Source organism: Paraburkholderia sp. SECH4, from assembly GCF_030511745.1.
GTDB lineage: Bacteria > Pseudomonadota > Gammaproteobacteria > Burkholderiales > Burkholderiaceae > Paraburkholderia > Paraburkholderia madseniana.
In genome coordinates this window covers 34,423-61,098 of the sequence record NZ_JALOCP010000005.1, presented here as the reverse complement: position 1 = coordinate 61,098, position 26,676 = coordinate 34,423, and the positions used below count along the sequence as shown (strand labels likewise).

Annotated in this window: 22 protein-coding genes and 1 pseudogene; 7 read left to right on the top strand and 16 right to left on the bottom strand. The window is 62.1% G+C overall.

Annotated features, from left to right (window positions below; all coding sequences use genetic code 11):
• Nucleotides 1–142: 142 nt before the first annotated feature.
• Nucleotides 143–2,119 (top strand): propionate catabolism operon regulatory protein PrpR, encoded by a 1,977-nt coding sequence (gene prpR / locus M0D67_RS09415; RefSeq protein WP_168435783.1) that lies wholly within the window; start codon nt 143–145, stop codon nt 2,117–2,119.
• Here the strand turns inward: prpR and M0D67_RS09410 are convergent.
• The 11 genes from M0D67_RS09410 to M0D67_RS09360 form a co-directional block, all read right to left on the bottom strand.
• Complete coding sequence (locus tag M0D67_RS09410; RefSeq protein ID WP_154562419.1) at nt 2,076–2,474, bottom strand: AraC family transcriptional regulator; 399 nt, start codon at nt 2,472–2,474, stop codon at nt 2,076–2,078. The two genes, prpR and M0D67_RS09410, sit on opposite strands and share 44 nt — an antisense overlap.
• The gene (locus M0D67_RS09405; protein ID WP_266238659.1) at nt 2,471–3,640 is read right to left on the bottom strand and encodes an FAD-binding oxidoreductase; all 1,170 of its coding nucleotides are present in this window, start codon (nt 3,638–3,640) and stop codon (nt 2,471–2,473) included. The genes M0D67_RS09410 and M0D67_RS09405 overlap by 4 nt, the downstream gene beginning before the upstream one ends.
• A complete protein-coding gene (locus M0D67_RS09400) occupies nt 3,637–5,007 on the bottom strand; it encodes an NAD(P)/FAD-dependent oxidoreductase (protein ID WP_266238658.1) in 1,371 nt (456 codons plus the stop codon). Before M0D67_RS09400 ends, M0D67_RS09405 begins: the two co-directional genes overlap by 4 nt.
• A complete protein-coding gene (locus M0D67_RS09395; RefSeq protein ID WP_266238657.1) occupies nt 4,992–5,306 on the bottom strand; it encodes a (2Fe-2S)-binding protein in 315 nt (104 codons plus the stop codon). The genes M0D67_RS09400 and M0D67_RS09395 overlap by 16 nt, the downstream gene beginning before the upstream one ends.
• Nucleotides 5,303–7,147: an ABC transporter ATP-binding protein gene (locus M0D67_RS09390; RefSeq protein WP_266238656.1), complete on the bottom strand. Its 1,845-nt coding sequence runs from the start codon at nt 7,145–7,147 to the stop codon at nt 5,303–5,305. The genes M0D67_RS09395 and M0D67_RS09390 overlap by 4 nt, the downstream gene beginning before the upstream one ends.
• Nucleotides 7,147–8,100 carry an ABC transporter permease gene (locus M0D67_RS09385; RefSeq protein WP_266238655.1) on the bottom strand — a complete coding sequence of 318 codons (954 nt, stop codon included), beginning with the start codon at nt 8,098–8,100 and terminating at the stop codon, nt 7,147–7,149. The genes M0D67_RS09390 and M0D67_RS09385 overlap by 1 nt, the downstream gene beginning before the upstream one ends.
• Nucleotides 8,097–9,050, bottom strand: coding sequence for an ABC transporter permease (locus M0D67_RS09380; RefSeq protein ID WP_097394290.1), 954 nt, complete (start codon nt 9,048–9,050; stop codon nt 8,097–8,099). The genes M0D67_RS09385 and M0D67_RS09380 overlap by 4 nt, the downstream gene beginning before the upstream one ends.
• Before the next feature lie 122 nt (nt 9,051–9,172).
• Nucleotides 9,173–10,789, bottom strand: coding sequence for an ABC transporter substrate-binding protein (locus M0D67_RS09375; protein ID WP_266238654.1), 1,617 nt, complete (start codon nt 10,787–10,789; stop codon nt 9,173–9,175).
• 67 nt (nt 10,790–10,856) lie between these two features.
• Nucleotides 10,857–12,131 (bottom strand): FAD-binding oxidoreductase, encoded by a 1,275-nt coding sequence (locus M0D67_RS09370; RefSeq protein WP_266238653.1) that lies wholly within the window; start codon nt 12,129–12,131, stop codon nt 10,857–10,859.
• Between the two features lie 54 nt (nt 12,132–12,185).
• Complete coding sequence (locus tag M0D67_RS09365; protein WP_154562435.1) at nt 12,186–12,854, bottom strand: haloacid dehalogenase type II; 669 nt, start codon at nt 12,852–12,854, stop codon at nt 12,186–12,188.
• A 299-nt stretch (nt 12,855–13,153) separates the two neighbouring features.
• A complete protein-coding gene (locus M0D67_RS09360; RefSeq protein WP_266238652.1) occupies nt 13,154–14,656 on the bottom strand; it encodes an aldehyde dehydrogenase in 1,503 nt (500 codons plus the stop codon).
• A gap of 278 nt (nt 14,657–14,934) precedes the next feature.
• Here M0D67_RS09360 and M0D67_RS09355 point away from each other — a divergent pair, with 278 nt between their 5' ends.
• From M0D67_RS09355 to M0D67_RS09340, 4 genes are all read left to right on the top strand, one after another.
• Nucleotides 14,935–15,828, top strand: coding sequence for a GNAT family N-acetyltransferase (locus M0D67_RS09355; protein WP_266238651.1), 894 nt, complete (start codon nt 14,935–14,937; stop codon nt 15,826–15,828).
• Between the two features lie 6 nt (nt 15,829–15,834).
• Nucleotides 15,835–16,761 (top strand): glyoxylate/hydroxypyruvate reductase A, encoded by a 927-nt coding sequence (locus M0D67_RS09350; protein ID WP_266238650.1) that lies wholly within the window; start codon nt 15,835–15,837, stop codon nt 16,759–16,761.
• Nucleotides 16,762–16,958: 197 nt separating this feature from the next.
• Nucleotides 16,959–18,356 (top strand): aspartate aminotransferase family protein, encoded by a 1,398-nt coding sequence (locus M0D67_RS09345; protein WP_154562441.1) that lies wholly within the window; start codon nt 16,959–16,961, stop codon nt 18,354–18,356.
• Between the two features lie 53 nt (nt 18,357–18,409).
• Nucleotides 18,410–18,907: an Lrp/AsnC family transcriptional regulator gene (locus tag M0D67_RS09340; protein WP_054039304.1), complete on the top strand. Its 498-nt coding sequence runs from the start codon at nt 18,410–18,412 to the stop codon at nt 18,905–18,907.
• Nucleotides 18,908–18,919: 12 nt separating this feature from the next.
• Here the strand turns inward: M0D67_RS09340 and M0D67_RS09335 are convergent, their stop codons facing one another.
• The 3 genes and pseudogenes from M0D67_RS09335 to M0D67_RS09325 form a co-directional block, all read right to left on the bottom strand.
• A complete protein-coding gene (locus M0D67_RS09335; protein WP_266238797.1) occupies nt 18,920–21,205 on the bottom strand; it encodes an LPS-assembly protein LptD in 2,286 nt (761 codons plus the stop codon).
• 146 nt (nt 21,206–21,351) lie between these two features.
• Nucleotides 21,352–21,753, bottom strand: a pseudogene (locus M0D67_RS09330) (hypothetical protein).
• A complete protein-coding gene (locus tag M0D67_RS09325) occupies nt 21,746–21,925 on the bottom strand; it encodes a hypothetical protein (RefSeq protein WP_266238649.1) in 180 nt (59 codons plus the stop codon). Before M0D67_RS09325 ends, M0D67_RS09330 begins: the two are co-directional and overlap by 8 nt.
• A 335-nt stretch (nt 21,926–22,260) precedes the next feature.
• Here M0D67_RS09325 and bamA point away from each other — a divergent pair, with 335 nt between their 5' ends.
• Nucleotides 22,261–24,570, top strand: coding sequence for an outer membrane protein assembly factor BamA (gene bamA / locus M0D67_RS09320; RefSeq protein ID WP_266238648.1), 2,310 nt, complete (start codon nt 22,261–22,263; stop codon nt 24,568–24,570).
• A 356-nt stretch (nt 24,571–24,926) separates the two neighbouring features.
• Nucleotides 24,927–25,625 carry a winged helix-turn-helix domain-containing protein gene (locus tag M0D67_RS09315; protein ID WP_266238647.1) on the top strand — a complete coding sequence of 233 codons (699 nt, stop codon included), beginning with the start codon at nt 24,927–24,929 and terminating at the stop codon, nt 25,623–25,625.
• Between the two features lie 80 nt (nt 25,626–25,705).
• Here the strand turns inward: M0D67_RS09315 and M0D67_RS09310 are convergent, their stop codons facing one another.
• A complete protein-coding gene (locus tag M0D67_RS09310; protein ID WP_266238646.1) occupies nt 25,706–26,044 on the bottom strand; it encodes a hypothetical protein in 339 nt (112 codons plus the stop codon).
• 123 nt (nt 26,045–26,167) lie between these two features.
• The gene (locus M0D67_RS42090) at nt 26,168–26,530 is read right to left on the bottom strand and encodes a DUF2866 domain-containing protein (RefSeq protein ID WP_308112563.1); all 363 of its coding nucleotides are present in this window, start codon (nt 26,528–26,530) and stop codon (nt 26,168–26,170) included.
• Nucleotides 26,531–26,676: the final 146 nt, after the last annotated feature.

Here is a 26,676-nt window from a genome sequence, read left to right as displayed (position 1 = left end):
TTTAACAAAAAATCATGTCCTGGCCACCTCGCCGCCTGATTTCATAAGTGAAATCGAAGATTTCAAATTCGAAAACGACAGGTGCATAATAGGCGAACCTCTCGTCCTTCCCGCCTCTCTCTCCAGACAACGAGCCCCCGCCGTGAGCACGCCCCCCTTCGACCCCGCGCAGCGCCCTCGCATCTGGGCCGTCAGCATCAGCCGTCTGCGTGATCTGTTCTTCGACATTGCCGGCGAGTACGTCGAACGCGCCGATCTGCGCATCGTCTCGCATGGCTTCGAAGACGCCGTGCATGAGATCGACGCGGTCGGTGCCGGGCGTCCGGATGTCGTGATTGCCGGCGGCTCCAACGGCGCGTATCTGAAAACGCGTGTCAGCGTACCGGTCGTGCTGATCGGCCCAACCGGCTTCGACGTGATGCACGCGCTTGCGCGAGCGCGGCGCGACGGCGCCAGGGTCGCACTCGTCACGCACGGCGACACGCCAGACGAAGTGCGGCGCTTCATCGCCGCGTACGGCATCGATGTGACATTTGCGTCGTATCAGTCGGCGCAGGATGCGGAGAGTGTCGTTCTCGATCTGCGCGATCGCGGCATCCAGGCCGTGGTCGGCCCGGGGCTCATTGCCGACCTCGCGGCGAACGCCGGCATGGGCGCGGTGTTTCTGTACTCACGCGCCTCGGTACGCGCCGCGTTCGATACCGCACTCGAAGTCGCACAGGCCACTCGCCGCGAAACAGTTCGGCGTCAACGGCTCGACAATCTGCTGCAGCATCTGCGCGACGGCGTCGTCGCGCTCGATGCGCAAGGGCGCGTCGAAGCGATGAACCAGCGCCTTGCCAGCGTGCTCGGCATCGATGCGGCACAGGCAGTGGGCCGGGCGCTGCTCGAGCTCGCGCCGGATCTCGCCGGCAGCTTGCCGGACTCAGACGGCGACACGTTCTGCACGGTACGTGGCGCGAGCTACGTCGTACATCGCGGGCCGCTCGCGAGCAGCAGCTCGGCGGCAGGCACCGTGCTGACGTTTCAGGAATCGCGCGCGGTCGAACGGCTCGACCGCACGTTGCGCTCGCGCCAGCGCGTGCAGCAGTTCAGCGCGCGTTATCAGCTTGGCGATATCGTCGGCGTATCCGATTCGATCGAACGGGTCCGCACGCTCGTGCAGCGCTACGCGAAATCGGACGCCACCGTGCTGATTCTCGGCGAAAGCGGCACCGGCAAGGAGATGGTCGCGCAGAGCATGCATCAGTTGAGCGCGCGGCGCGACTTCGCCTTCGTCGCCATCAATTGCGGCGCGTTTCCTGAGGCGTTGCTCGAGAGCGAGTTGTTCGGTTATGAGGAAGGCGCGTTCACCGGTGCACGCAAAGGCGGCAAGGCGGGGCTGATCGAGGTGGCGCACCGCGGGACGCTGTTTCTCGATGAAATCGCCGAGATGCCGCTGTCGTTGCAGAGTCGGTTATTGCGTGTGCTGCAGGAACGTGAAGTCGTGCGGCTGGGTTCGACTGAGCCGACGCGAGTGGACATCCGGGTCGTCGCGGCAACGCATCGCGCGTTGACTGAAGGGATCGAGGCGGGCAGTTTTCGCGCGGACCTTTACTACCGGCTCAACATTCTGAGCATCGCGCTGCCGCCGCTGCGCGAGCGGCCAACCGATCTGCTGCCGCTCGCGGTCGAATTGTTGCTGCAGGCGGCGTCGCGTGAGCCGAGACTGGCGGCTCGCCTGCCCCATGCGGATGCGGCGAGACGCGTCCTCGCTAGTCTCAGTGAGCCGTTAAAGCGCTACACCTGGCCGGGCAACGTGCGTGAACTACAGAACGTGATTGAACGGATTGCGGTTGAACTGGCAGATGCGGACGTGGGCACGGGCACTGACTCAAACGGCGCAGCAGAAACCCTCTTCACGCGCGAGGTACTGCGCACCGTCGCGCCTGAAATCTTCGAGCTGCCCCAAGCGCGCACGAAGAAAGCAGCGCTAACGTTACGCGAGCGCAGCCGTCACGTGGAAGCAGACGAAATCCGCGCCGCCCTCGCCGCCTGCGATGGCGATCGCGATGCGGTTTGCCAGGCACTCGGCATCAGCAAGACGACGTTATGGCGGAAGCTGAACGCGGCGCAGTAGTCTGAACGACGCCGCCGTGTTTTGCCGCGTTCGCACCGGCGCGCGCGATGAACATGCTGGGCGTCATCCCGCAGCATCGTTTGAAATGCCGGCCAAAGTGGCTTTGATCGAAGAATCCCACCTCCGTGGCAACGACCGATCCCGGCACACCTTCGAGCAACAGAGTCTGCGCCCGCTGAATCCGCAGCCCGCACAGATAGCGATACGGTGACGAACCATACTGCTGACGAAACACCGTCGCGAAGCGCGACACGCTGAGCGCGGACAGCGCGGCGAGTTGCGCGAGCGTCACCGGTTCGTCGAAATGGGCTTCGATAAACGCCCGGGCGGCATTGAGGCTGATGGACTGTTTCATGACGTCGCGATAGTCGAGCGGGGCGCGGCTTGCTTCGCGAACCGGGTGACGGAAAACACGTCGAGGGGAATGTCCGTACGACCTGTATCGACGAGCTCGGCCAGCGTCTCGCCAACACCCGGACCGATCTGAAAACCCGAGCCGCAGAAACCGAACGCGTAGTAAAGACCGTCGACCTTGCTGCTCGTGCCGATCACCGGTTCGCCGTCGGGCAGATAACTTTCCACGCCGCTCCACACGCGAATCACATGCAGCGGCGCCATCGCGGGCACGAGCCGCCGCAACTGTGCGACTTGCCGAACGGTGTTGCGCGGCAGGACCGATGCGCGGCACGTCACGGCATCCGCCGGCCCAGCGGGACCGCCGCCGAGAATGATATTGCCGCGCGGAATCTGGCGGAAATAGATGCTCTCTTCCTTGATCGATGTGAACACCCCCATCGACGACTTGAACACATACGGCACCGGCTCGGTCACCGCCATCTGCGGTCCACTCGCGACGAGCGGAACGGGTTCGCCGAACTGTTCGGTGAGGCGGCTCGCCCAGGCGCCCGCGCAGATCACGAGTTGCGCGGCCCAATACACGTCACCGCCTGCGCTCTCCACGCGAAACCGCTCACCGTCTTTTTCGACGCGCACGATCTCAGTGTTCTCGATCACCTGGGCACCGAGCCGCGCGGCCGCACGACCAAACGCAGGCGCGGCGAGACGCGGATTGGCGTGGCCATCGAGTGGCGAAATCGATGCCGCCAGCACCTCGCGTCCGAGAAACGGAAAGCGTTGGAACATGGCGTCGCCGTGCAGCACGTTGAGGTCGAGACCATACGCGCGGGCGTCGATCGCATATTGATCGAAATTCTCCACGTCTTTCTGGTGGTAGCACACGCGTGTGTGGCCCGACGCCAGAAACTCGATGTCCTCGCCAAGCAGTTCCGTGGAGCGTTGCCATGTGCGCAGCGCACGATTCGCCATTGCCAGTTGCGGTAGCGCGCGCCCCTGCCGACGAATGCCGCCGAAGTTCACGCCGCTCGCCTGCTGTCCCGTGAGTCCACGTTCGAGCAGGATCACCGAACGCTTGCGCTGACGCAGGAAGAAGGCGGTTGTCGTCCCCATGATGCCGCCGCCGATCACGATCACATCGGCTTCGTTTGTAGTCGTCGCGCTCATTCGCTCACCTCTTCGGCAAGCGCCACAGGCAGCGGTTTGACCGGCGCCTGGCCGCGCAACCGTCCCACCGAAGACAACGGCACACAAGCCGCCGCCGCGATGATTTCCGCGCCTGCGTGGCCGCAATAGCGCCCCTGACAGCGGCCCATGCCGATGCGCGAAAACGCCTTCGCGCGATTGGCTTCCTGCGCGCCGGTCGCGTGCACCACACGGCGCAGTTCGCCGGCTGTAATTGCTTCACAGCGGCAGACGATCGTTTCATCCGGCAAGGACGCGGCGAATTTCGCCGGCCATGGGAAGGCTTCCCGCAGGCCCGTGGCAAAGCGCGTGAAACGTGCGAGTTCGGCGCGCAACTGCTCGACGCCTCCGACCTGCATGCCGTGATCGCGCAACGCCGCCAAAGCCGCGAGGCGCCCCGAACGTTCGGCTGCATCCGCACCGCGCACTCTTGCGCCATCGCCCGCCAGGTAGACGCCCTTGACGCTGCTACGGCCGTCGTCGTCGATTTGCGGAAGCCACTGCTGCGTGTTGTCGTCGAACAGGAAGCGGCACCCGGCGAGGTCAGCAAGCTGCGTCTCCGGACGCAGGTGATAACCGAGTGCGACGGCATCGCATGCCAGTTCCAGCAGCTCGCCGTCAGCCAAAGCAACCAGGACGCCGCTTACGCCGTCTTGCGGCGAGCCTTTGATCTCCAAAGGTTGCACGCCGCGATGAACCGGCACGCGAGCCTTTGCCAACACACGCGTCAACGCAATCCCCTTTTTGAGCGCGGCGGGAATCGCCAGCAAACGCGGCAGCGCAGCCACACGCTGCATGAATGTCGACGTATCGAGCACTGCGGCCACTTGTGCACCCGCCTTCACGTATTGCGCGGCCACGAGATACAGCAGCGGCCCGCTGCCCATCATCACGATGCGCGAACCGATCGCGCAGCCCTGCGATTTCAGCGCGACCTGCGCGCCGCCGAGGCTATACGTGCCGGCCTGGTGCCAGCCCTTGACCGGCATCAACCGATCCGTCGCGCCGCTGCAAACAATCAGGGAATCGAACCTTAGCGTCTGGTAATGCGTGCCGCTTGCCAGATGCACGGTGTTCGGCGAAATATTCCAGACCAGCGTCTCCGGCAGATAATCTATCTTGCCCTTCAGCGCATCGAAGCTTTGGTGCAACGAAGCAGCGCGCTCAGCCTCAGTGCCGTACAACGTCTCGTAGCTGCGCGAAAACCCTTCCGGTTGCCGCCGATAGATCTGGCCACCGTCGCGCCGCCCTTCATCGATGACTGTCGGCCGCAGCCCCGCTTCGACCAGCGCCTGTGCAGCGCGCACGCCCGCCGGCCCGGTGCCGATGATCACTACACGCGGGGCCATACACCCTCCGCAGCTTCGGCCAGCTTCGTCACGATCGACATGCCCGGCGCCGCAGGCGTACTGCACGCCCGCATGCGTTCGCCTTGCGCGGTCCAGACCCAGCAATCCTGGCACGCGCCCATCAAACAGAAACCGGCCCGGCGGCCATCGCCGAATTCGGAATCGCGCAACGTGCTCACGCCGGTCAGCAAGGCAACCATCAACGTGTCGCCCTCGGCGGCGTCGCGCTCGACGCCGTCTACGGTAATCGAAAACGTCTTGCGGCCCGTCTCCGCGAGCCGCACAAATCGTCCGTTCATACCGGGGCCACCTCTTCGGTCTGCAAGCGATTCAACTCGGCGGCCGGATGATGGCAAAGAATCTCCGCGCCCGAAGGTAGTTTCTTCAAGGACGGCGGCGTCATATTGCACATACCGTCGATACGCACCGGGCAGCGCGCGCGGAACGCGCACAACTCGGGAATATCTGCGCTCTCACCCATCGCCGGCAACGTGGCACAACCGATCTCGCGGCGCGCATCGAGCCAGCCCGGTTTCAAAGCAGGCACCGAATCCACCAGCAATTCCGTGTACGGGTGATACGGCGGCGCTGCGAGCACATCGCGTTGCCCGGCTTCCACGCGATGCCCCGCATACAGAACGATCACTTCGTCGCAAATCGCTCGCACGGTCGAGATGTCGTGGCTGATGAACATGTACGACACGCCGAGTTCACGGCGCAATTCGGCCAGCAGATCGAGGATCGCCGCACCGACCACCGTATCGAGCGCGGAGGTCACTTCGTCGCAGAGGATCAACGCGGGATCTGCCGCAAGCGCGCGCGCCAGATTCACACGCTGCTTCTGGCCGCCGGACAGTCCGGCAGGCGTGCGCGTGGCAATCGAAGCCGGCAGCTTCACCAGATCGAGCAGTTCCAGCATGCGTTTCTTCGCAGCCGAGCCACTCAGATGGTGATAGAACGCGAGCGGACGGCCCAGGATATCGGCGATGGAATGACTCGGGTTCAGCGCCGTATCGGCGTTCTGAAACACGATCTGGATCTGGCGATACTGCTCCGGCGTGCGGCGCGACAGTTGTGCGGGCAACGGCTTGCCGTCGAACAACACTTCGCCGCCCGCACGGTCGACAAGACCGGCCACCACGCGCGCGAGCGTCGTCTTGCCGGAGCCGGATTCGCCGATCACGCCGAGCGTGCTGCCGCGCGGAATCGACAAACTGACGTCGTCGAGCACGCGCACGGCGGGATTACCGAAGCGATCGATACGTCCGTAACCCGCCGAGAGCCCACGAATTTCGAGCAGCGGCGGGATGTGCTTGCCGAGATTCTTCGGCGTCTCCAGTTCCGCTTCCGGCCGACGTGTAGCGGCAAGCAGTTGACGCGTATAAGCATCCACCGGCGCATCGAGCACTTGCGCGACCACGCCGTTCTCTTTCACCGCGCCGCCATTCAGCACGACGATGCGGTCCGCCATCTGCGCGACCACAGCCAGATCGTGCGACACGTACACGGCGGTCGTGCCCAGTTCGCGAATCACTTTCTTGAAGGCCGCAAGCACCTCGATCTGCGTGGTGACATCTAGCGCGGTGGTCGGCTCGTCGAACACCACCACCGCGGGATCGGTGATCAACGCCATCGCGGCCATCAAGCGCTGCAACTGGCCGCCGGACACCTGATGCGGATACCGCTCGCCGATCGTCTCCGGCGCGGGCAGCGCCAACGCGCGAAACAGGTCGATCGCTTTCGCGCGCGCGGCGTCTTTCGTCATCAAGTGATGCAGCAATGCGGGCTCGGTCACCTGATCCATGATCGTGCGCGCCGGATTGAACCCTGCCGACGCACTCTGCGCAACATACGCCACAGTCCGTGCCCGCAGTGCGCGACGGCCCTTGGCATCGAGCGACAGCACATCCACCTCGCCGACGCGCACCGAGCCACTGCTGATCGAACATCCTGCCCGCGCATAACCGAGCAACGACAACGCGATGGTCGTCTTACCCGAGCCCGACTCGCCGATCAGCGCCAGCACCTCGCCCTTCTTCACCGAAAAATCGACGCCCTTGACGATCTCCGTCACCGGCCCCGGCGCCGCACCGGCGACGACCCGCAGGCCCTTCACTTCAATCATGTCCCGATCAGCCATCATGCACCTCCATGGCGGCCACGGCGCCGCAAGTTGTCGATCAGCAGATTCATGCCGATGGTCAGCGTCGCAATCGCAACGGCCGGCATCAGAACGGCAGGCGCGCCCTCGGACAAACCACCGATGTTCTCGCGCACGAGCGACCCCCAATCAGCATTCGGCGGCTGCACGCCAAGGCCGAGGAAACTCAGCCCGCTCAGCAGCAGCACGATGAACACGAAGCGCAAACCAAAATCGGCGAGCATCGGATGAATCATGTTCGGCAGCACTTCGACGCGTGCAATATAGAAGATGCCCTCGCCGCGCGCTCTCGCCACCTGCACGTACTCCAGACCCATCAGGTTCACCGCGAGCGAGCGCGAAATACGGAATGCGCCGGGGATGTAGGCCAAAGCGGCAACCGTCGTCAACATCGGGATCGACGAACCGAACGCCGCGATCACCACGAGCGCGAGCACCTTGCTCGGAATCGAAATCAACGCGTCGAACAGACGGCTCAGGATTTCATCGACCCAGCGCCCGGACACCGCGGCGAGCAAACCGAAGAACGTGCCGATCAAACTGGCGAGCACGGCTGCGGCCAGCGCGAGGCCCATCGTATAGCGCGCGCCGTAGAGAATCCGGCTCAACATATCGCGGCCGAGATAGTCGGTGCCGAGCGGATATGCCGCGCTATAGCGGCCGAAAATCTCCGTCGACGTCAGCGTGCCGCCTTTATACGGTGCAACCAGCGGCCCGATGAACGCGACGATCAGCCAGAAAGTCACCAGCACGAGGCCGATCAGGCCGAGCACGGAGAAGCGGTGCACCAGCCGTTTCAACACGCCCTGCTTCAGCGCGGCCGTCTCGACGACTGGCGTCTCGATGACGGGTTCATCGACGCCCAGGTCGTACAGCTCAGTAGTGGCATGGGGAATATGAGGAACGTGGGGATTGGTAGGTTGGCTCATCATCGACGCAGCCTCGGATTGGATACGATTTGACACAGGTCGGCGATCAACACCAACGCGAGATACGCTGCGCAGAACACCATCACGCAGCCCTGCACGAGCGGCATGTCACGATTGGTGACGGCATCCACCATCAAGCTCGCGAGGCCAGGATAGTTGAAGATCGATTCCACGATCACCACGCCGCCGAACAGATACGAGAGGCTCAACGCCACCGCATTGGCAATCGGGCCGATGGTGTTGGGCAACACATGCCGCAGCACCACGCGCGCAGGCGACGCGCCCTTCAACACCGCCATTTCCACATACGACGAATTGAGCTGATCAAGCACCGCGGCTCGCGTCATGCGCGCCATCTGCGCGACGATCACGCAGCACAGCGTCATCACCGGCATCGCGTAGATGCGCAGCAGCGCGCCGAACGAATGCACTTCCGAGAGATACGACAGCGCCGGCAGCCAGCGCAGCTTGACGGCGAAGATCAGCACGGCGATGGTGGCAATCAGAAACTCCGGCACGGCCACCGTCGACAGCGTGAGCACGTTGAGCGTGCGATCGAGCAGCGAACCACGGAACATCGCCGACGAAATACCGATCAGCAAGGCCACGGGCACCGAGACCAGTGCCGTCAGCCCGGCCAGCACCAGCGAATTCGGCAGGCGCGTGGCGATCAACTCGCTCACGGGCAGATTGTTCGACAGCGAGGTGCCGAAGTTGCCGCTCACAATATGAATGAGCCACTCGAAGTAGCGTTGCAGCGCCGGCTGGTCGAGCCCGAACTGATGCCGCAATGCCGCGACGGCTTCCGGCGTTGCCGCCTGGCCGAGCGCCTGTTGAGCGGCATCGCCGGGAAGCAGCCCGGTGATGGCGAACACGACCGCGGAGACCAGCAGTAGCGTAAGCAGCGCGAGGCCAAGGCGCGCGGCGATGAGTCGTTGCGCATGTGCTTTCATCGAAAGTCGGCTCCAAGGGTGAAGCCGCACGCCGCGAACAGGCGGCGTGCGTATTGCCGGGTTCGACTTCCCAGTTCGTCAGACTGGAAACCCTTTGTTACTGTCCGTCAGGCACGGCCGGCTCAAGCATCCAGCCAGACGTTTTCCGCGAACATGAAGCCCATCAGGCCGGCCAACGGAATCGAGCCGAGGCCCTTGAGCTTCGCCGTGTAGGCATCGAGCGAACTCTGGAACAGCGGAATGCCGACGCCGCCGTTTTCATGCACCAGCACCTGCATGTCGCCGTAAATCTTCTTGCGCTTCGCATCGTCCGGTTCGCCGCGTGCCGCAAGCAGCATCTGGTCGAACTTCGGGCTCTTCCAGTTCGCTTCGTTCCACGGTGCGTCCGACTTGAAGAACTGGGTGAAGATCACGTCGGCGCTCGGACGCGCGTTGACGTTGCCGAAACCCAGCGGATGCTTCATCCAGTGGTTCGACCAGTAGCCATCGGACGGCACGCGCGATACCTGCAGATTCAGGCCGGCTTGCGGCGCCACCTGTTGAAGGAACATCGCCATTTCAACCGAGCCTTCCGCCGCCGGCGACGCGAAAATCTGGATCGGCGCGCTGCCGACCTTCGCCTTCTGGAAATAGAACTTCGCTTTGTCCGGATCGAAGGTACGCTGCGGCAAACCGGCCAGGTAGTACTTGTTGGTCGGATCGATAGGTTGGTCGTTGCCGATCGCGCCGTAACCCTGGAAGATCGCGCGGCGCATCTGCTCGCGGTCCTGCAGGTACATCATGCCTCGCCGAAAATCGTCGTTGCCGGTAATGCCGCCTTCGTCGCGAACCACCAGGTCGGTGTACAGACCCGTCTTCGTCTCCAGCACGGAGAAACCGCCAGCGCCCTTGATCTGCGTGGTCGAACGCGGGCTCACCGCGTTGATCAGTTGCACGTCGCCCGAGAGCAGCGCGTTCACGCGCGCCGACTCGTCGCCGATGCCGATCAGTTCGACTTCGTCCAGGTGCGGCAGGCCCGGCTTCCAGTACTTCTCGTTCTTCACGCCAACCGTACGCACGCCCGGCGAGAATTCCTTGACCTTGAACGGGCCCGTGCCGACCGCCGTTTTGAAATCCTTGGTGCCGTCCTTGATGATCTGGAAATGCGAGGTGGCGAGAATCACCGGCAGATCGGCGTTCGGACCTTCCAGCGTGATCGTCACTTCGTTCGGGCCCGTCGCCTTCACTTCCTTGATCTGATCGGCGAGCGTCTTCGCTTTCGACGCCGTCGCCGGATCCTTATGGCGCATGATCGAGTACACGACGTCTGCCGGTGCGAGCGACTTGCCGTCGTGGAACTGCACGCCGGGACGCAGCTTGACGACCCACACCGTCGCATCCGTCGTCTCCAGCGAGGTGGCGAGCGCCATCTTCGCGCCGAGATGCGAATCGAGTTCGGTCAGGCAGTTGTAGAACATGAAGCCGCGGACATAGTCCGTGCCGAGCGCGCCCTTTGCCGGATCGAGCGTGTCGGCAGCCGAAGCGGACTGCGTCGCCACCCGGATCTTGCCGCCCTGCTTCGGCTTCGCTTGCGCGAATGCCTCGCCGCTCGCGGTCAACAGGCCGGCGCCCGTTACCGACATCATCCCGGCCGCGGCCATCGCGCGCAGCACACCGCGCCGCGACGTGCCTTTTGACGTCAATCGCTCCAACTCGGTGCCGAGTTGAAGAGCGCCATGTTGTGAGGTTTCCTTATTCATCGAACTTCTCCGCGAGGGTGACAGGGATAGCAGCGTGGTTTCTAGTGGCAAATACAACAGTGAAGAATCAATAGAAAATGTCTTTGATGCGGTAGTACGTCCCTACCAGCGGCAGGAACCAGGGTTTGCCGGTGTGGCCTGGAATCGCGGGCCATTCGGACTCTCGCCACGGATTGCGCTCTTCGTGGCCGTCCATCACGTCGGCCATCACCTGGCCCATGTGCGTCGACATCTGCGTGCCGTGGCCGCTGTAACCCAGCGAAAAATAGATGCCGTCGTGCTGCCCGGCATGCGGCAGGCGGTCCGCGGTCATGTCCACAAGGCTGCCCCAGCAATAGTCGATGCGAGCGTTGGCCAGCATCGGAAACATCGCGGCGAGACCTTGCTGCAGAATCCTGCCGCTCTTTGCATCGGAAGGCCGCTCGGACGCCGTGAAGCGGGCACGGCCACCAAACAGCAAACGTGAATCGGGCGTCACGCGGAAGTAGTTGTGCATCAGCCGCGTGGTGGTGTACGCGCGCCGGTTCGGAAACACCTGTGCCAGCAATTCCGGCGACAGCGGTTCCGTCACGACGATGAACGAACCGACCGGCGCAAGCCGCCGCCGATACCAGCCGAACGGCCCATGCCGCGACGGGCCGGTGGCGATCAACACCTGCTTTGCGCGCACTTCACCGCGTGCGGTGGTGACCTTGAAGCCGGCGCCGTCCTTCGCAATCGCGGTGACCGCCGCGTTTTCATACAGCTTCGCGCCGCGACGAACCGCGGCATCGGCGAGTCCGACCGTGAACTTGCCCATATGCATCTGGCCGCCGTGCCGTTGCAGCAGTCCGCCGTAAAAACTGTCCGACTGGATCTCGCTGCGAATCCGCTCACGTCCGATTAATTCGATATCCGTATCGACTTCGCGCCGGATCAACTCCGCCGTCTTCTCCAGATGCGCCAGGTGATGCGGTTTCGACGCCAGTTTCAGCTTGCCGGTCGCGCTGTAATTGCAATCGATGTCTTCCTCGCGAATCAGACGCTCGACCGTATCGACCGCATCCGAAAACGCGCGGTAGCAGGCGCTCGCCCGCTCCACACCGAGTTGCGCGACCAGCGCGACGAAGTCCTGTGCGACGCCGGTATTGACCTGCCCGCCGTTGCGCCCGGACGCGCCGCCGCCGATTCGCCCCGCGTCGAGCACCGTCACCGAAGCGCCGCGCTTGCCCAAGGCCTGCGCCGCCGACAGCCCGGTGAAGCCGCCACCGATCACGACGACATCGGCCTGGCCCTCGACCGGACCTTCACACGCCGAAACGAGCGGCGGTGCGGTGTCGAGCCAATAGGAATCGAGCTTCATCCGGTCTGTCCTTGAGATGGGCAATGAGCGAGGCGGTAAATGTGCAAACGTCGCTTACAGGCCGAGTTCCGCGGCCAGATGCGGAATGTCGTTGACTTCGTAGTACTGGTAGTACGGCGTCGACGGTTCATGGCCGCGCTTGACGAAGGCCTTGTGTTTGACTCCCATGTCATGCACTGTCATCAGGTCGTAGCGCAGGCTCGACGACACGTGCAGCACGTCTTCCGGATTGCAGTTCAACTGGTCGAACATGTATTCGAAGCCTTGCATGCGCGGCTTGTACGACTGCGCCTGCTCGGCGGTGAAGACTGCGTGGAACGGCGCGCCGAGCTTGTCGACGTTGCTCTGGATCTGGTTGTTCGACGCGTTCGACAGAATCACCAGCTTGTACTTCTTCGCCAGACGCGAAAGGCCTTCCGGTACGTCCGGATGCGGACCCCAGGTCGGCACCGCCGTGTAGATCTTCTCGGCTTCGACTTCATTGAACTCGACATTCATGCGCTTGCAGGCGCGGCGCAACGCATTGACGACCACGTCGCGATACGGCTTCCATGCACCGAGCACTTCGTCACGACGATAGCCGGAGTAAAACGTAACGAGCTTCTCCAGGTCGTCGCCTTGCAGCACGTGGCCGAACATTTCGCGGGTCATGTCCGCCATGCGAAATTTGGTCAGCGTGCCGTAGCAGTCGAAGGTGATGTACTTCGGTTCGAATTCGATCATGGTGCAGTCCTATCGTGGTGGTGAACCCACATTGAGTTCAGTGACGAAAACAGTTGATGCTCATTCCTGTTAAAGATTTAATCAGCGCAAAAACATAGATGTTCCTGATTAGGGCGCTGCTGATGACACAAACCATGCGTTTTGAGGCCGTTGCGCAGCACAGTCTGCGGTGGACGGGCTGAAAGCCCCGTCCGTATTGGCGTTGCGGGATTCGCTGCTGATCGACTCGTTGTACCGGCCGGTGAAAGCCGAACCCGTGGAACCGCGTACGGGTTTCCGCTTACGAGTCATTGCTGACATCAAGCACGCAAGTCGATCAACACGCTCTTGAAGCGCAGGTTTGCCTCGTAAGCCTGACGACCGAGGTCCTTGCCGATGCCTGAACGCTTGTAGCCGCCGGTGGGGATCATGAAGTCGGAGGTGCGGCCGTAGCGGTTGACCCAGACCGTCCCCGCTTCGAGGCCGCGTACGAAGCGCAGCGCCCGGCCGAGGTCGGCGGTGTGCACGCCTGCTGCGAGGCCGTACTCAGGATGCTGGGCGAGCGCGAGCGCTTCTTCTTCGGTGTCGAAGGTTTGCAGTGTCAGCACGGGGCCGAACACTTCTTCGCGCACGGCTTCGGAGTGGGCCGTGACGTTCGTGAGCAAGGTGGGTGTATAGAACGCGCCGCTCGATGCACCGGCCACCCCGCCGTCGGCCCGCACGCCGCCAAAGCGCAGCGTCGCGCCCGCCTCCAGCGTGCGCCCGACAATCCCTTCGATGCGCGCCGCCTGTGGCGCGGAGATGATCGGCGACAACGTAGTGCCCGCGGCCCACGTCGCGCCGGGTTTCAACTCGGCGAAGACCTTGCCGATACGCTCGGCGAGCGGCTCAGCCAGGCTTTGCTCGACCAGCAGCCGCGAGCCCGCCACGCACACCTGGCCCGCGTTGCCGGTAATAGCGCCGGCGATCCGGCGCGCCACATCGTCGAGACGCGGGGCGTCGGCGAACACGATTTGCGGGCTCTTGCCGCCCAGTTCGAGCGTGACCGGCTTGGTACCGCTATTGGCGCAGGCCGCCATGATCGCGGCGCCGGTACGCGTGGAACCGGTGAAGGTGACCTTGCTGATCTTCGGATGGCGCACCAGTTCATCGCCGGTGACACGGCCATCGCCCTGGATCACGTTGAAGATGCCGGCCGGCACACCCGCCTGCACGGCCAGCTCGGCAAGCCGCAACACCGAAAACGGCGTCATCTCCGAGGGCTTCAACACGACGGCGTTGCCCGCCGCCAGTGCGGGCGCGATCTTCCACGACGCCATCACCAGCGGGAAATTCCATGGCGCGATTGCCCCGATCACGCCGTACGGCTCGGCGATGGTCATGCCGAGGTGGTCATGATCGGTTGCTGCCACATCGCCACCCACCTTGTCGGCGAACTCGGCGTAGAAGCGGATGCCCTCGGCAGTGAACGGCACGTCCCAGCCAACTGCCTGAGCAATCGGACGCGTCGAACCGAGCGCCTCCAGACGGCCCAGGAACGGCGCATCGGCTTCGACCAGCTCGGCGAAACGGCGCAGGATCTTCGCGCGCTCACGCGGCGCCATGCGCGCCCAGCCGCTCGTTCTGAAGGCCTGCCAGGCGTTCTCCACCGCGCGGTCCACCATCCCGGCGCCGGCGAGCGGCACAGAGGCATAGATCACCCCGTCCGAGGGGCGCGCCACCTCGATGCGGCGCTCACCGCCGCGCTCGTTCTCGTCGACATACTCACCGCCGATGAAATGCCCGCTGCGAATCGCGACGTCGTCCGGATTGAAGCTGTCCATGAGAAAGGTTTCCTGTGTGACTGCTGTGGGTCCCGGGCGGTGCGTCTCGACCGCGCCGCCGCCATGGCAAAATCGTAGAGCCACAGGCGCGGCATATATCGCCGACAAAAATCCCCACGCAGCAGAACACGCTTGTAATGCACGATGAAACGTGGCGTTTTGCATCGATTTGCGATGCGGCCCTGTCGGGCGGCCCGGATAAAAAGATCGTCCTAGTCACACCGCGCACCGAATGACAAAGTGACGGCGTGAGCCTTCAGCCATCCAGGGAGTACGGCGTGTCCGATTCGATTACCTACAGACGCTTTACCCACGAGGACATCGCCGCCGCGCATGCGCTAACGGTCGAGCTCAAATGGCCGCATCGCCCGGACGACTGGAGATTCGTGGCGCAACTCGGCGTCGGTTTCGTCGCGGAAGATGCGAGTGGCGTGATCGGCACGGCGTTGTGCTGGAAATACGGCGCCGACCGGGCCTCACTCGGGATGGTGATCGTCTCCCCCGAGCAGCAAGGGCGCGGCATCGGCAGGAAGCTGATGGACCTGGTGCTGGAAGAACTCGGCGGCCGGATCACGTTGCTGCACGCCACCACGGCGGGGCAGCCTTTGTATGAAAAGCTCGGTTTTCGCGCGATCGGCACGCTCGACCAGCATCAGGGCGCCGCATTTCAGCCGCCCCTCGTTTCATTGCCGCCGGGGGAACGTCTGCGCCCGCTCGGTTCAAGCGATACGGCACGACTGGTCGAACTGGCCTCGCAGGCAAGCGGTCTGGATCGCGGAGAAGTCTTGCCCGCACTGTTGAGCGCCGCCGACGGCATTGCCCTCGATCGCGACGGCGAACTGGTCGGCTTCGCCCTGTTTCGCCGCTTCGGACGGGGCTTTGCGATCGGACCAGTGGTCGCACCCGAGTCGGAAGATTCGAGCCGCGCCAAAGCGTTGATCAGTCACTGGCTCGCGCTTAACGAAGGTGTGTTCGTTCGCATCGATACGCCAGGCGAAAGCGGGCTGACCGAATGGCTGGAGCAGTTGGGGCTGCCGCGGGTGGATACGGTCGTCAAAATGGTTCGGCACGCCACGCCCGCTGATCTTGCGAGCACGGGCAACACCAGCACCAGCGCCGGCAAGGACGCGCCCTATCTGCAATACGGCATCATCAACCAGGCAATCTGCTGATCCACCATGGCCTTCCTTTACAAAGCCGACCCGGCGCGTGGCGCGCAATGGGCCAAACTCTTCGCACAGAAAGCACCGAACCTGCCGTTCCACGTCTGGCCCGATCTCGGCGACCCAGCCGCGATCCGCTATCTCGCCGCCTGGCAACCGCCGGAAGATCCCACGCGCGCCTTCCCCAACCTCGAAATCGTGTTCTCGGTCGGCGCGGGCATCGACCAGTTCGACCTGTCGGGCGTGCCGGCCCATATACCGGTGGTACGGATGATCGAGCCGGGCATTATTGAAGGGATGGTCGAGTACGTGACGCAAGCCGTGCTGACGATCCATCGCGATCTGTTCGACTATGGCCATCAGCAACAACAGCAGGTCTGGCGTGAACTGCCCGCCCAGCCGGCCAGCGCTCGCCGCATTGGTGTGCTGGGGCTCGGCGTGCTGGGCACGGCGGTGCTGGAAAAGCTGCGGCTATTCGGCTTCGCCTGCGCGGGGTGGAGCCGTTCGCCGCGTGAGATCGCAGGCGTCGACTGCTATGCAGGCGAAGGCGCGCTAGATGAGTTTCTCGCCCGAACCGACGTTCTGATCTGCCTGTTGCCGCTCACGCCCGCCACACGCGGCCTGCTCAATGCCGAATTGTTCGCGAAGCTGCCGCGCGGCGCATCGCTGATTCAAACGGGGCGCGGTCCGCATCTGAATCAGCCTGATCTGCTGGCAGCGCTGGACAGCGGCCAGTTGCACAACGCCATTCTCGACGTCACCGATCCCGAGCCGCTACCCGCTGGTCATCCGTTGTGGACGCATCCACGTGTGCGTATCACGCCCCATATCGCCAGCTCGACGCGCCCCGAGAGCGCTGTCGACGTGGTGCTCGAGAACCTGCGCCGCCATCGCGAAGGCCTGCCGATGCTCGGTCAGATTGACCGGACCCAGGGATATTGACTCTGGGACACTGAGCGCAGCGCTGAATGGAACCCCCACCCGTCGCGGCTTTTCAGCGTCCGCAGCAGAAAATGCTGAGGCCGCACATCAAAACGCGTCGGATGCGCTTTTCAGACAATTGTTTAGGTGAGCGGGCGATCGTCGTGGGTCAGTAGTATGGAACAGTCAACAGCCCTTCCCCGCGACGAGAAACCATCATGCCGATTCATTCGCTCATTGAAGCCGACCGCAAGCATCTGATTCACCCGGTCATCAACTACCGCGCGCACGAAGCCCGCGGCGTCACCGTCCTCGAATCGGCCAGCGGCGCGTTCCTGCGCGACGCGGCCGGCAACGAACTACTCGATGCCTTCTCCGGCCTCTGGTGCGTGAATGTGGGCTATGGCCAGCAAAGCATTGTCGACGTCGCCACCGAGCAGATGAAGAAACTGCCCTACGCGACCAGCTATTTCCATTTCGGCTCGGCTCCGGCGATCGAATTGGCGCAAAAGCTGGTGGAGGTGTCGCCCGCTTCGCTGCAACACGTGTACTTCACGCTCGGCGGTTCCGATGCAGTGGATTCGGCGATCCGTTTCATCACGCACTACTTCAACGCAACCGGGCGGCCGTCGAAGAAACACATCATCGCGCTGCAACGCGGCTACCACGGCTCGTCGACGATGGGCGCGGGGCTGACCGCCTTGCCCGCGTTCCACCGCAATTTCGATCTGCCGCTGCCGAACCAGCATCATCTGCCGTCGCCGTACGCGTACCGCAACGATTTCGCCGACGGCGCCGCGTTGATCGCCGCCTCGGTCGCCGCGCTCGAAGCAAAGGTGGCCGAACTCGGCGCGGACAACGTCGCGGCCTTCTTCTGCGAACCGATCCAGGGCTCGGGCGGCGTGATCGTGCCGCCGGTCGGCTGGTTGAAAGCGATGCGCGAAAGCTGCCGTAAGCTCGGCATTCTGTTCGTCGCCGATGAAGTCATCACCGGTTTTGGCCGTACGGGTCCGCTGTTCGCATGCCAGGGCGAAAACGTCGAACCGGACCTGATGACGGTGGCAAAGGGTTTGACCTCCGGCTATGCGCCGATGGGCGCCGTGCTGATGTCTGACGAAATCTATCAAGGTATCGCCGATGGCGACGCCGAAGCGATCGTCGGCCACGGCCATACGTATTCGGCGCATCCGGTCAGCGCGGCGATCGGTCTCGAAGTGCTGCGCCTCTATCACGAAGGCGGCCTGCTTGCGAACGGCGTGGCACGTGGCCCGCGTTTCGCCCGCGGCCTCGACGCGCTGCTCGCGCATCCGCTGGTGGGCGACTCGCGCCATCGTGGCCTGCTCGGCGCACTCGAACTGGTATCGGACAAGGACACCAAAGCGGGTTTCGATCCTGCGCTGAAACTGTCCGAACGGATCGCCGCGGCTGCGTATGAAAACCGCCTGATTTTCCGCGCGTTCGGCGACAATATTCTCGGCTTCGCGCCGGCGCTGTCGTACACCGAGGCCGAGTTCGATCTGATGTTCGAGCGCCTTGAAAAAACCCTCGATGACGTTCTCGGAGAAGCCGATGTCCGGGCCGCGCTGAAGGTCAAAATTCATGCCACTGCATGCTAGAGTAGAGGGTCCTTCGAGACCCTTTCACCCATCGCCGGAGCGATAACGTTACGATGAGCAGCGACAGCAAGCTGGACCGGATTGACCTGCGCATACTTTCCCAGTTGCAGAAGAAAGGCCGCATAACCAACGTCGAGCTTGCCGACGCGGTCGGCCTTTCGCCCAGTCCTTGCCTGATCCGCGTCAAGCGTCTGGAGAAGGCCGGCTACATCATCGGGTACGGCGCGCAGATCCAGCTCGAAAAGCTCGGCGACGTGCAGATCGTGTTTACCGAAGTCACGCTCGCCGATCATCGGCGGGAAGACTTCATCAAGTTCGTGAATGCGATCAAAGACGTCGACGAAATCGTGGAGTGCCATCTGGCGAGCGGCGGCTACGATTACCTGCTGAAGTTCGTCACCCGCAGCGTGAGCCACTATCAGAGCATCATCGAGGGTCTGCTGGAGCGTGATATCGGCATCGAGAAGTACTTCAGCTACGTGATCATCAAGTCGCCGTTCGTGAAGAGTCACTATCCGCTCGAAACGCTGTTCTCGCAGAATCACAACTAGTCCAGCAGCCCGTTACGGATAATCGCTGAAGCGGGATGTCGGTTCGGTTTCCGTTGTCGCCGGTGTATAGCCCGGCACATTCGCGCGAAACTGATTGAGCAGACCGTTATCGACCTGCGAAAAGCCTTTGAGCTGAAGCTGCATCAACACGCGCGTGCCGGTGCTCGGCGACGTGGTCGAGCTGGTGGCGTTGGTGTATTTCTCGAACGCCACGCCGAGCGACCAGCAATCCGCGTCGTATTGAAGTCCCAGCAAGCCCGCGATCAGCCGATGGGTGCTCATGTCGTAATTGACACGCGCCACGCTCACAACGTTGTGCAATAAGGGCCATTGCTCGGACACGATGAACTGATTGACCGGTTGAAAATCGAGCGTGCTGTTGGCACGCGTATAGCGATACGCGACATTCAACACCTGCCGTGAAGCCGGTGACCAGCCAAAGCCGGCTTCCGCATTCGTCAGATAGTGGTTGGCCTGACTGTACTCCACCGCCTGTTCCGCCGAAAAACCCGCCCCCAGCTTGTACGACGCGCCGCCAATCACACTCGTGCGCGCAACGGTGCCAATTGCATCGTCTGTGTTGAGCGTCACGCGTGGCGTGCGAAAGTCGTATTGCTCTGCAAGGACGAAACGGGATCGTTCGTCACCGCTCGAAGCATCGATGAAGCGCGTCGTCAGCGCCGCCGTGAGGCGGTTAGCATCCGACACCCGGTCATTGCCGACGAAGCTGTTAGGCATGAACAGTTCCGCCAGCCCGAAATCGGCCGTCGCCGTATCGAACAGCGGCGCGAATGCCTGGTTGCGGTAAGGCGTGTACACATAGAACAGCCGCGGTTCGAGTGTCTGGATGTACGACTGTCCGAAGAGCCGCACGCTTCGCTCGAAGCGCATGCCCGAATCGAGGGTGAAGGTCGGCACGTTGACGTCGAACGTCTTGGGCTGCCCGGCAGGCGCATCCGATCCGATCGTCGTCAGGTCATACGCGGCGAAATGCCATGCGAGCTTCGGCGTGATGAACCAGCCAGGACGCTCGATCGGATAGCTGACGTACGGGTTGAAAACGAAGCGGCTGCCTTGCGTCGCATCGGCCGACGAAATCGTGAAGCGCGTCGCATCCGCTTCGGCGCCGAAGTCGAAGCCCCCCACGTTATAGCGTGCGTAATGAACGTTGACCTGCGGTTCGCGGTTATAGGTCGAGTCGCTTGTAAAAGCCTGCCAACGTTGCTCGCGAGCCAGCACACTCCACGGCCCGTTTGAGTAAGTCAAACCCGCTTCCTGCTGATACAGCGTGGTGGAACCCGTCGGAAACGCGACACCCGACGCAAGATCGGTCACCACCGTCGAGTCCGACACCCGGCTGTAGTTGACGTAGGCGCCAAAGCCCGAGCCGAGGTTCCAGTTCTGATTCAGCGCGATCGAGTACCGATCGGTGTTGGTGATCGCATCGTGTGGCAGCCACGCGATCGAGAGCGTCCCCGAATCGTTCGGCTGCAGATAGCGGTAGTCCGCCGTCAACATCTCGCCTCGCTTCGACATGATGCGAGGCGTCAGCGTTAAATCGTAGTTCGGTGCGAGGTTGAAGTAGTACGGCAACGCGACGTCGACGCCGTTGGTCGAACTGATCGAGAACGTCGGCGGCAGGAAGCCGCTGCGCCGCGCGCCGGACAAGGGAAACGATAGCCATGGGCTCGCCAGTAGCGGCACGCCCTGAAAAAACAGCACACCGTTGTGCGCGATCCCCTCGTCGTTGCCGCTGTCGATGTCGAATTCGGAGGCCTTCAGATACCACGCGGGTTCCGACTCGCATTGGCAGGTGCTGTACGTACCGTGATGAACGACCGTGCGCTCGTTATCGACCAGATCCACGCGTTGAGCGCTACCCCAGCCACCTGTCAGATGAAACCGGTATTTCGGCACGCTGATGTAGCCTTCATTCGCTTCGACGTAGAAATGCGCGTCCGGGCCATCGAACACATTGCCGTTGTCGACCAGTCGCACCTGTCCAAAAGCGTCGGCCTTGTCGGTATCGACGTCGTAGTGCAGTGCATCGCCTTTAACGATCGACGCGTAACGCCGCAGTTGCGCGTGACCCTTCAGCGAAACGTCCGTGGCGGTGGTGGCGGTTACCGAATCGGCGATGGCCGAAGTAACGGACTTGTCGCCCGGCCGCAGGGGTTGCTCGGTCAGTTGCGGATCCAGCCGCAGACCCCAGACACCGTCGAGCGGTTCCGGAATCGCAGACGCACCGACTAATTGAGCATATCCGGCGAGGGGCACGCATCCAGCCGTACCCAGTATGAAAGAAACGAGAGGCCTTAAGCGTAGGCGTCGAAATACACCGCGTAGTATCAAAACAGATAAGGATCGGAAAGGATGACAGACGCATCAAGGCGAACGGAAGCCCTGACTTGCGTCAGGATGAACAGCGGCGAATGCACACGGTGCTATTGGAGTGTGACGTCGTTAGAGCGGGGGTCCGCTGCTGCGCCTGCCCCGCTCGCAGCGCCGCCCAGCGCCTGAAGCAGATACGGAATCTGCTCCGCAGGCAACGAAAACGACAGCCCCGCGCTGCCGGATAGACGGAACCGGATCACGACCATTTCCATGCCGTTCAGTCGGCCGACTTCCCAACCCTGGCAGTGCAGCGCGAAGCCCATCTCCTGATTGTTATGAATCACGCGGTCGGCGTGCTCTATTGCGTTAGGCAGCGCCACCAGCAGATCGTTGAGCACCGAACGGTGCAGCGCCGCCGTGGGTTAATTGCCGTGAATCAGCAGATATTGACCGTCCGCCGTCAACTGCATATCGGTGATCGAATTCAGCATGAACGTCGACGGATCAGACATGACGTGTGCCCTCCTGCACAAGCTCGGAGCGGCCTGCCGCACCGCTCACCGAGTTGCCGGGCGCAGCGCGAAGCGTGCGCATCGACGCCATTGCCAGACGGACTGAAAAGATCGGTGAGGAACTGACGCGCAAGACAGCCGCAAGAACCGCCGGTGAAAGAAATTCAATCATGACCACTTCTCCAGATCGCGTTACGCAGGTAGCGGAATCGACAATTTGACGATAGCAGTGCAAAGTCGCCGCCAGGTTACGCGCGGACTACGCTTCTTTTGAGTCTGTAACGCATTATTTCGACACTCGCGCTCCAATCGGCGTCCGCCTGCGCGGGCGCTCGATGCGCACCTTGGCGGCCTGAATGGTTGGAAAGTTTTCAGTAACGATCGGCAGAAAACGCGTCCCTATACTTCGCGCTTTCCAGAGTCATGGAACGTCGTTTCGAATGCGTCGCTTGCTTTCGAGCGCTCCCGTCTGCGCTCCGCGCGCTGCATCAGGACTGAAAACCCAAGATGAAACTTCAAGTTTTAACGAACCGTATCGCCGGCGCACTCTCGCTCGCCGGTGTCGCGCTGACAAGCGGGGCAGTCCACGCAGCGCAGCCGTTCGTGGTGCAGGACATCCGGATCGAGGGATTGAAGCGCGTCGAGCCCGGTACCGTGTTTGCTTACCTGCCCATCAAGCAGGGCGCCACGTTTAACGACGATAAGGCTTCGGAATCGATTCGCGCGCTGTACGCCACGGGCTTCTTCAACGACGTCAATATCTCGACCGAAGGCAATGTCGTCATCGTTCACGTTCAGGAGCGCCCCGCGGTCGGCACGATCGACTTCGCCGGCATTCACGAGTTCGACAAGGAAAACCTGACCAAGGCACTCAATGCGGTTGGGCTTTCGCACGGCCGCTACTACGACAAGGCGCTAGTCGACAAAGCCGAGCAGGAGTTGAAACGCCAGTACCTGACGCGTGGCTACTATGCCGCCGAAGTCACCACCACGATCACGCCGATCGACCGCAACCGGGTCGCGATACTGTTCTCTGTCGCAGAAGGCCCGAGCGCGAAGATCCGCCAGATCAACTTCATCGGCAACAGCGTTTTCAGCACGGACACGTTACGCGACGAAATGCAGATGTCCACGCCGAACTGGTTCTCGTGGTACACGAAGAACGACCTGTACGCGAAAGACAAGCTGACCGGGGACCTGGAGCGCATCCGCTCGTACTACCTGAACCGCGGCTATCTGGAGTTCAGCTTCGAGTCGACCCAGGTATCGCTTACGCCGGACAAGAAGGAGATGTACCTCACGGTCACGCTGCACGAAGGCGAGCCGTACACGATTTCGTCGATCAAGCTCGCGGGCAATCTGCTCGATCGCGAGCCCGAGCTGGCCAAGCTGATCAATATCAAACCAGGCGAGCGTTTCAACGCTGAAAAATTGCAGGCAACCACCAAGGCGATCGTCGACAAACTCGGTGAATACGGCTACGCGTTTGCCACCGTCAACGCGCAGCCGCAGATCGATCAGGAACACCACAAGGTCGACCTGACGCTGCAAGTGGACCCGAGCCGCCGCGTGTACGTGCGTCACATCAACGTGGTCGGCAACTCACGCACGCGTGATGAAGTGGTGCGCCGTGAAATGCGTCAGCTTGAAAGCTCGTGGTTCGATTCGAACCGCCTCGCGCTGTCGAAAGACCGGGTCAACCGTCTCGGCTATTTCACCGATGTCGACGTGACCACAGTGCCGGTGGAAGGCTCGCCGGACCAGGTCGATGTGGACGTCAAGGTGAGCGAAAAGCCCACCGGCGCGATTACCTTGGGCGCGGGCTACTCGTCCACGGACAAGGTGGTGTTGTCGGCCGGGATTTCGCAGGACAACGTGTTCGGCTCCGGCACCAGCCTCGCCCTCAACGTGAACACCGCGAAGACCTACCGCACCCTGACCCTGACGCAAACCGATCCGTACTTCACGGTGGACGGCATCAAGCGGATCACCGACGTCTACTACCGAACCTCCTATCCGCTTTACAACTATACCGACACGAGTTTCCGGATCATCACCGTGGGCGCGGACCTGAAATTCGGCATTCCGTTCTCCGAAGCCGACACCGTTTACTTCGGCGCCGGTCTCGAACAGGACCGGCTGTCCATTGATTCGTCGACACCTCAGAGCTACAAGGACTACGTAGCCGAATTCGGCAGCGTGGTGAACAACGTGCCGCTCACGGTGGGCTGGGCCCGGGACAATCGCGACAGCGCACTGGTGCCTAGCCGGGGCTATTTCTTTCAAGCCAATGGCGAAGTGGGTACACCACTTGGCAACACCGAGTACTACAAGGCGGACGTTCAGGCGCAGTATTACTATTCGTTCGCACGCGGTTTCATTCTCGGCTTGAATCTTCAAGGTGGCTACGGCAACGGCTTTGCCGGAAAAGCCTATCCGATCTTCAAGAATTACTACGCGGGTGGTATCGGCTCGGTACGCGGCTACGACGCGGGCTCACTCGGTCCGACCGACAAGACGACCGGCGACCCGATCGGCGGCTCGCGCATGGTCGTGGCCAACGTCGAGATGACCTTCCCACTGCCGGGCACCGGCTGGGACCGCACGCTGCGCGTCTTCACCTTCATGGATGCGGGCAACGTCTGGGGCGACGAAGGCAACAGCACGGGCGCCAACGGCTTGCGGTACAGCTACGGCGCCGGTCTTGAGTGGATTTCACCGATCGGCCCACTCAAGCTGTCCGTTGGCTTCCCCCTGATCAAACACTCCACTGACAAGTACCAGGTATTCCAGTTTCAGATCGGCACATCGTTCTGATCACGTCGTTCTGCTTTTCAACGCCCGCGGTCATGGCATGAAGACCGCGAGCATCACCTGCATCATTCCCTCACGCTTTCAGTCGCGCCCAGGCGCCCAACCGGTATGAATCGGTTCGGGGCCCGTTCAAAGCACATCATCTGCGTCCTGCTGCTCCAATTTCACAAAGTCTCCTCAATTTCACCATTGTTGCTGCGACATTGATATCTATCATTCGCTCATCATCAGCGCGACCCTGTCCGGTCCGCTTGCTGAGTTCGATAGGTCGCTCCAAAGCAGCGGATGGTTGAATTGGCTGAACGTGAATATCGCACGGGCTGCAACCGTCGATTCCGGTTGGGAGGTAACGCAGATTTATGACGATCAGCCTTCTTGTAGTCGAACCCGATCAATCCGTCCGGGATCAGTTGCGCTTTCATCTTCACAAGAACCAGATCGCACTCTCCGTGCTGTATAGCGCGGCTCAGCTTGTCAGCCGGGTGGAACTGGAGTGTCCGTCAGCGATCCTGCTACGCGCCGAGTCGCCGATGAGCGAGGCGCGAGAGGCGCTCCGGCAACTGCGGCTAGCCGGCTACGACATGCCCATCTTCGTGCAAAGCACTTCTGATGAGATCGTCGACAAAATCGTCGCCTTCGAACTGGGTGCGGACGACTATATCGTCGACCCAATCGATCCATACGAATTGACCGCCAGAATCAAGCGCGCCGTGCAACGCTGCAACCGATCGCTTTGCGACGCGCCAGAAATTCGTGAGAAGGTGTTATTCGGCAGTTACCAGATAGACTTCGCTACGCGGCGTCTGCTCAAGGACGGTTGCGAAATCTCGCTGCGCTCCGGCCAGTTTGCGTTGCTCAAGCTGTTCGCAAGCAATCCGATGCGAATCTTGACGCGTTCGATGGTCAACAGCCAGCTAGGAAGAGCGGAGAGCCAGAAGGCGAGTCTGGATGTTGCGGTCTGCCGCCTGCGCGGCGTGATAGAGGCAGATCCGGCCAATCCCAGGTTCATTCAAACCTTGCGCGGACGAGGCTATATGTTCGTACCGTCGCTCGAATAGCTCGAATAACAACCCTTGCTTGAGGCGGGCAAAAGCGAACGGCATCGCACGACACGTTGCGTGCTTGCCGCCATACCGCGTTACTTTTGACCTTCTTCTAACGCTAGCTGCATGATGGGCAACGTCATCGCGGCGTCGATCACGTCAATGATGTCGATATAGCCGACATAGTCGGAATACAGGTCACTGGTCGCCGCCAGCAGGCCACCGAACCCGTAGTTGAAATCCGCCGAAACGATTGGCCTGAATCCCGATGCATAGTGTGCCCGCGACGCGCACCCGTTCAGATCATCGACAACGCCGGCAGAAACGCTGTGATTCCCAAGTGCGAAAGCATTGATGCTCTCCCGGCGAAAACCATGGCGAATTGGAGGGCAGCAGATCGATGCCACGACCAGGACGACGATGAGGATGCGCATAAGGGAAGTGTTCAGAGTTGATCTTGAAAGTCAGACAGCCATAGGATAACGAAGTTTTTTTGGCTCAATTACAATCCCTTTCCGCTGGCCCGACCTACATGCAGCAACCAGGTTCAGCAGCGCTCAACCACGCCGCAGACGCCCGCGGCCCGCAGGCGTAGCGGGGTCGTCTGCCAGAGTGTGGCGCTGACCGTTGCGATGCATCCGCACGCGCTCCCGAATCTCGGCCGCGGTCGCGGCGCCTCGCACGGCAACGCAAGAGTATTCACCGTTGCGGTTGATCCATTCCACGATCCGGCAGCACTCGCCCCACGGCTGCATGAGCGGTGCTGACACGCGGCAGCCGCGTATCTTCACGACGTCGGTGGCGAGTGGTGCGCTAACGCCGTTTTCAGCCGCGCCGCGAGTTGCGGCAGCAGTTGCTGTCTTTCGGCCGGGCCGGAAACCGCGCGACTCGGCGCGATTCACAGGTGAGGAGACTTGCATGAGATTGCTCCACTGACGGATCTGATCACCGGACATGGCCTCTTTGTCAGGCCATCGTAAAAGTGCCATACCATCATATCCAGACAACACGCAGACACAACGAAGAAAGGATGGAGAAGTTGTGGAGATTCGTCGGTAAGTGTGGA

Coding starts and splice junctions, on each gene's coding strand:
- M0D67_RS09310 (WP_266238646.1), bottom strand. CDS start 26,044: ATGCGCATCCTCATCGTCGTCCTGGTCGTGGCATCGATCTGCTGCCCT.
- M0D67_RS09380 (WP_097394290.1), bottom strand. CDS start 9,050: ATGAAAGCACATGCGCAACGACTCATCGCCGCGCGCCTTGGCCTCGCG.
- M0D67_RS09340 (WP_054039304.1), top strand. CDS start 18,410: ATGAGCAGCGACAGCAAGCTGGACCGGATTGACCTGCGCATACTTTCC.
- M0D67_RS09360 (WP_266238652.1), bottom strand. CDS start 14,656: ATGGACAGCTTCAATCCGGACGACGTCGCGATTCGCAGCGGGCATTTC.
- M0D67_RS09370 (WP_266238653.1), bottom strand. CDS start 12,131: ATGAAGCTCGATTCCTATTGGCTCGACACCGCACCGCCGCTCGTTTCG.
- M0D67_RS09390 (WP_266238656.1), bottom strand. CDS start 7,147: ATGGCTGATCGGGACATGATTGAAGTGAAGGGCCTGCGGGTCGTCGCC.
- M0D67_RS09385 (WP_266238655.1), bottom strand. CDS start 8,100: ATGATGAGCCAACCTACCAATCCCCACGTTCCTCATATTCCCCATGCC.
- M0D67_RS09350 (WP_266238650.1), top strand. CDS start 15,835: ATGGCCTTCCTTTACAAAGCCGACCCGGCGCGTGGCGCGCAATGGGCC.
- M0D67_RS09375 (WP_266238654.1), bottom strand. CDS start 10,789: ATGAATAAGGAAACCTCACAACATGGCGCTCTTCAACTCGGCACCGAG.
- M0D67_RS42090 (WP_308112563.1), bottom strand. CDS start 26,530: ATGCAAGTCTCCTCACCTGTGAATCGCGCCGAGTCGCGCGGTTTCCGG.
- M0D67_RS09315 (WP_266238647.1), top strand. CDS start 24,927: ATGACGATCAGCCTTCTTGTAGTCGAACCCGATCAATCCGTCCGGGAT.
- M0D67_RS09365 (WP_154562435.1), bottom strand. CDS start 12,854: ATGATCGAATTCGAACCGAAGTACATCACCTTCGACTGCTACGGCACG.
- bamA (WP_266238648.1), top strand. CDS start 22,261: ATGAAACTTCAAGTTTTAACGAACCGTATCGCCGGCGCACTCTCGCTC.
- M0D67_RS09325 (WP_266238649.1), bottom strand. CDS start 21,925: ATGATTGAATTTCTTTCACCGGCGGTTCTTGCGGCTGTCTTGCGCGTC.
- M0D67_RS09410 (WP_154562419.1), bottom strand. CDS start 2,474: ATGAAACAGTCCATCAGCCTCAATGCCGCCCGGGCGTTTATCGAAGCC.
- M0D67_RS09345 (WP_154562441.1), top strand. CDS start 16,959: ATGCCGATTCATTCGCTCATTGAAGCCGACCGCAAGCATCTGATTCAC.
- M0D67_RS09405 (WP_266238659.1), bottom strand. CDS start 3,640: ATGAGCGCGACGACTACAAACGAAGCCGATGTGATCGTGATCGGCGGC.
- M0D67_RS09395 (WP_266238657.1), bottom strand. CDS start 5,306: ATGAACGGACGATTTGTGCGGCTCGCGGAGACGGGCCGCAAGACGTTT.
- M0D67_RS09400 (WP_266238658.1), bottom strand. CDS start 5,007: ATGGCCCCGCGTGTAGTGATCATCGGCACCGGGCCGGCGGGCGTGCGC.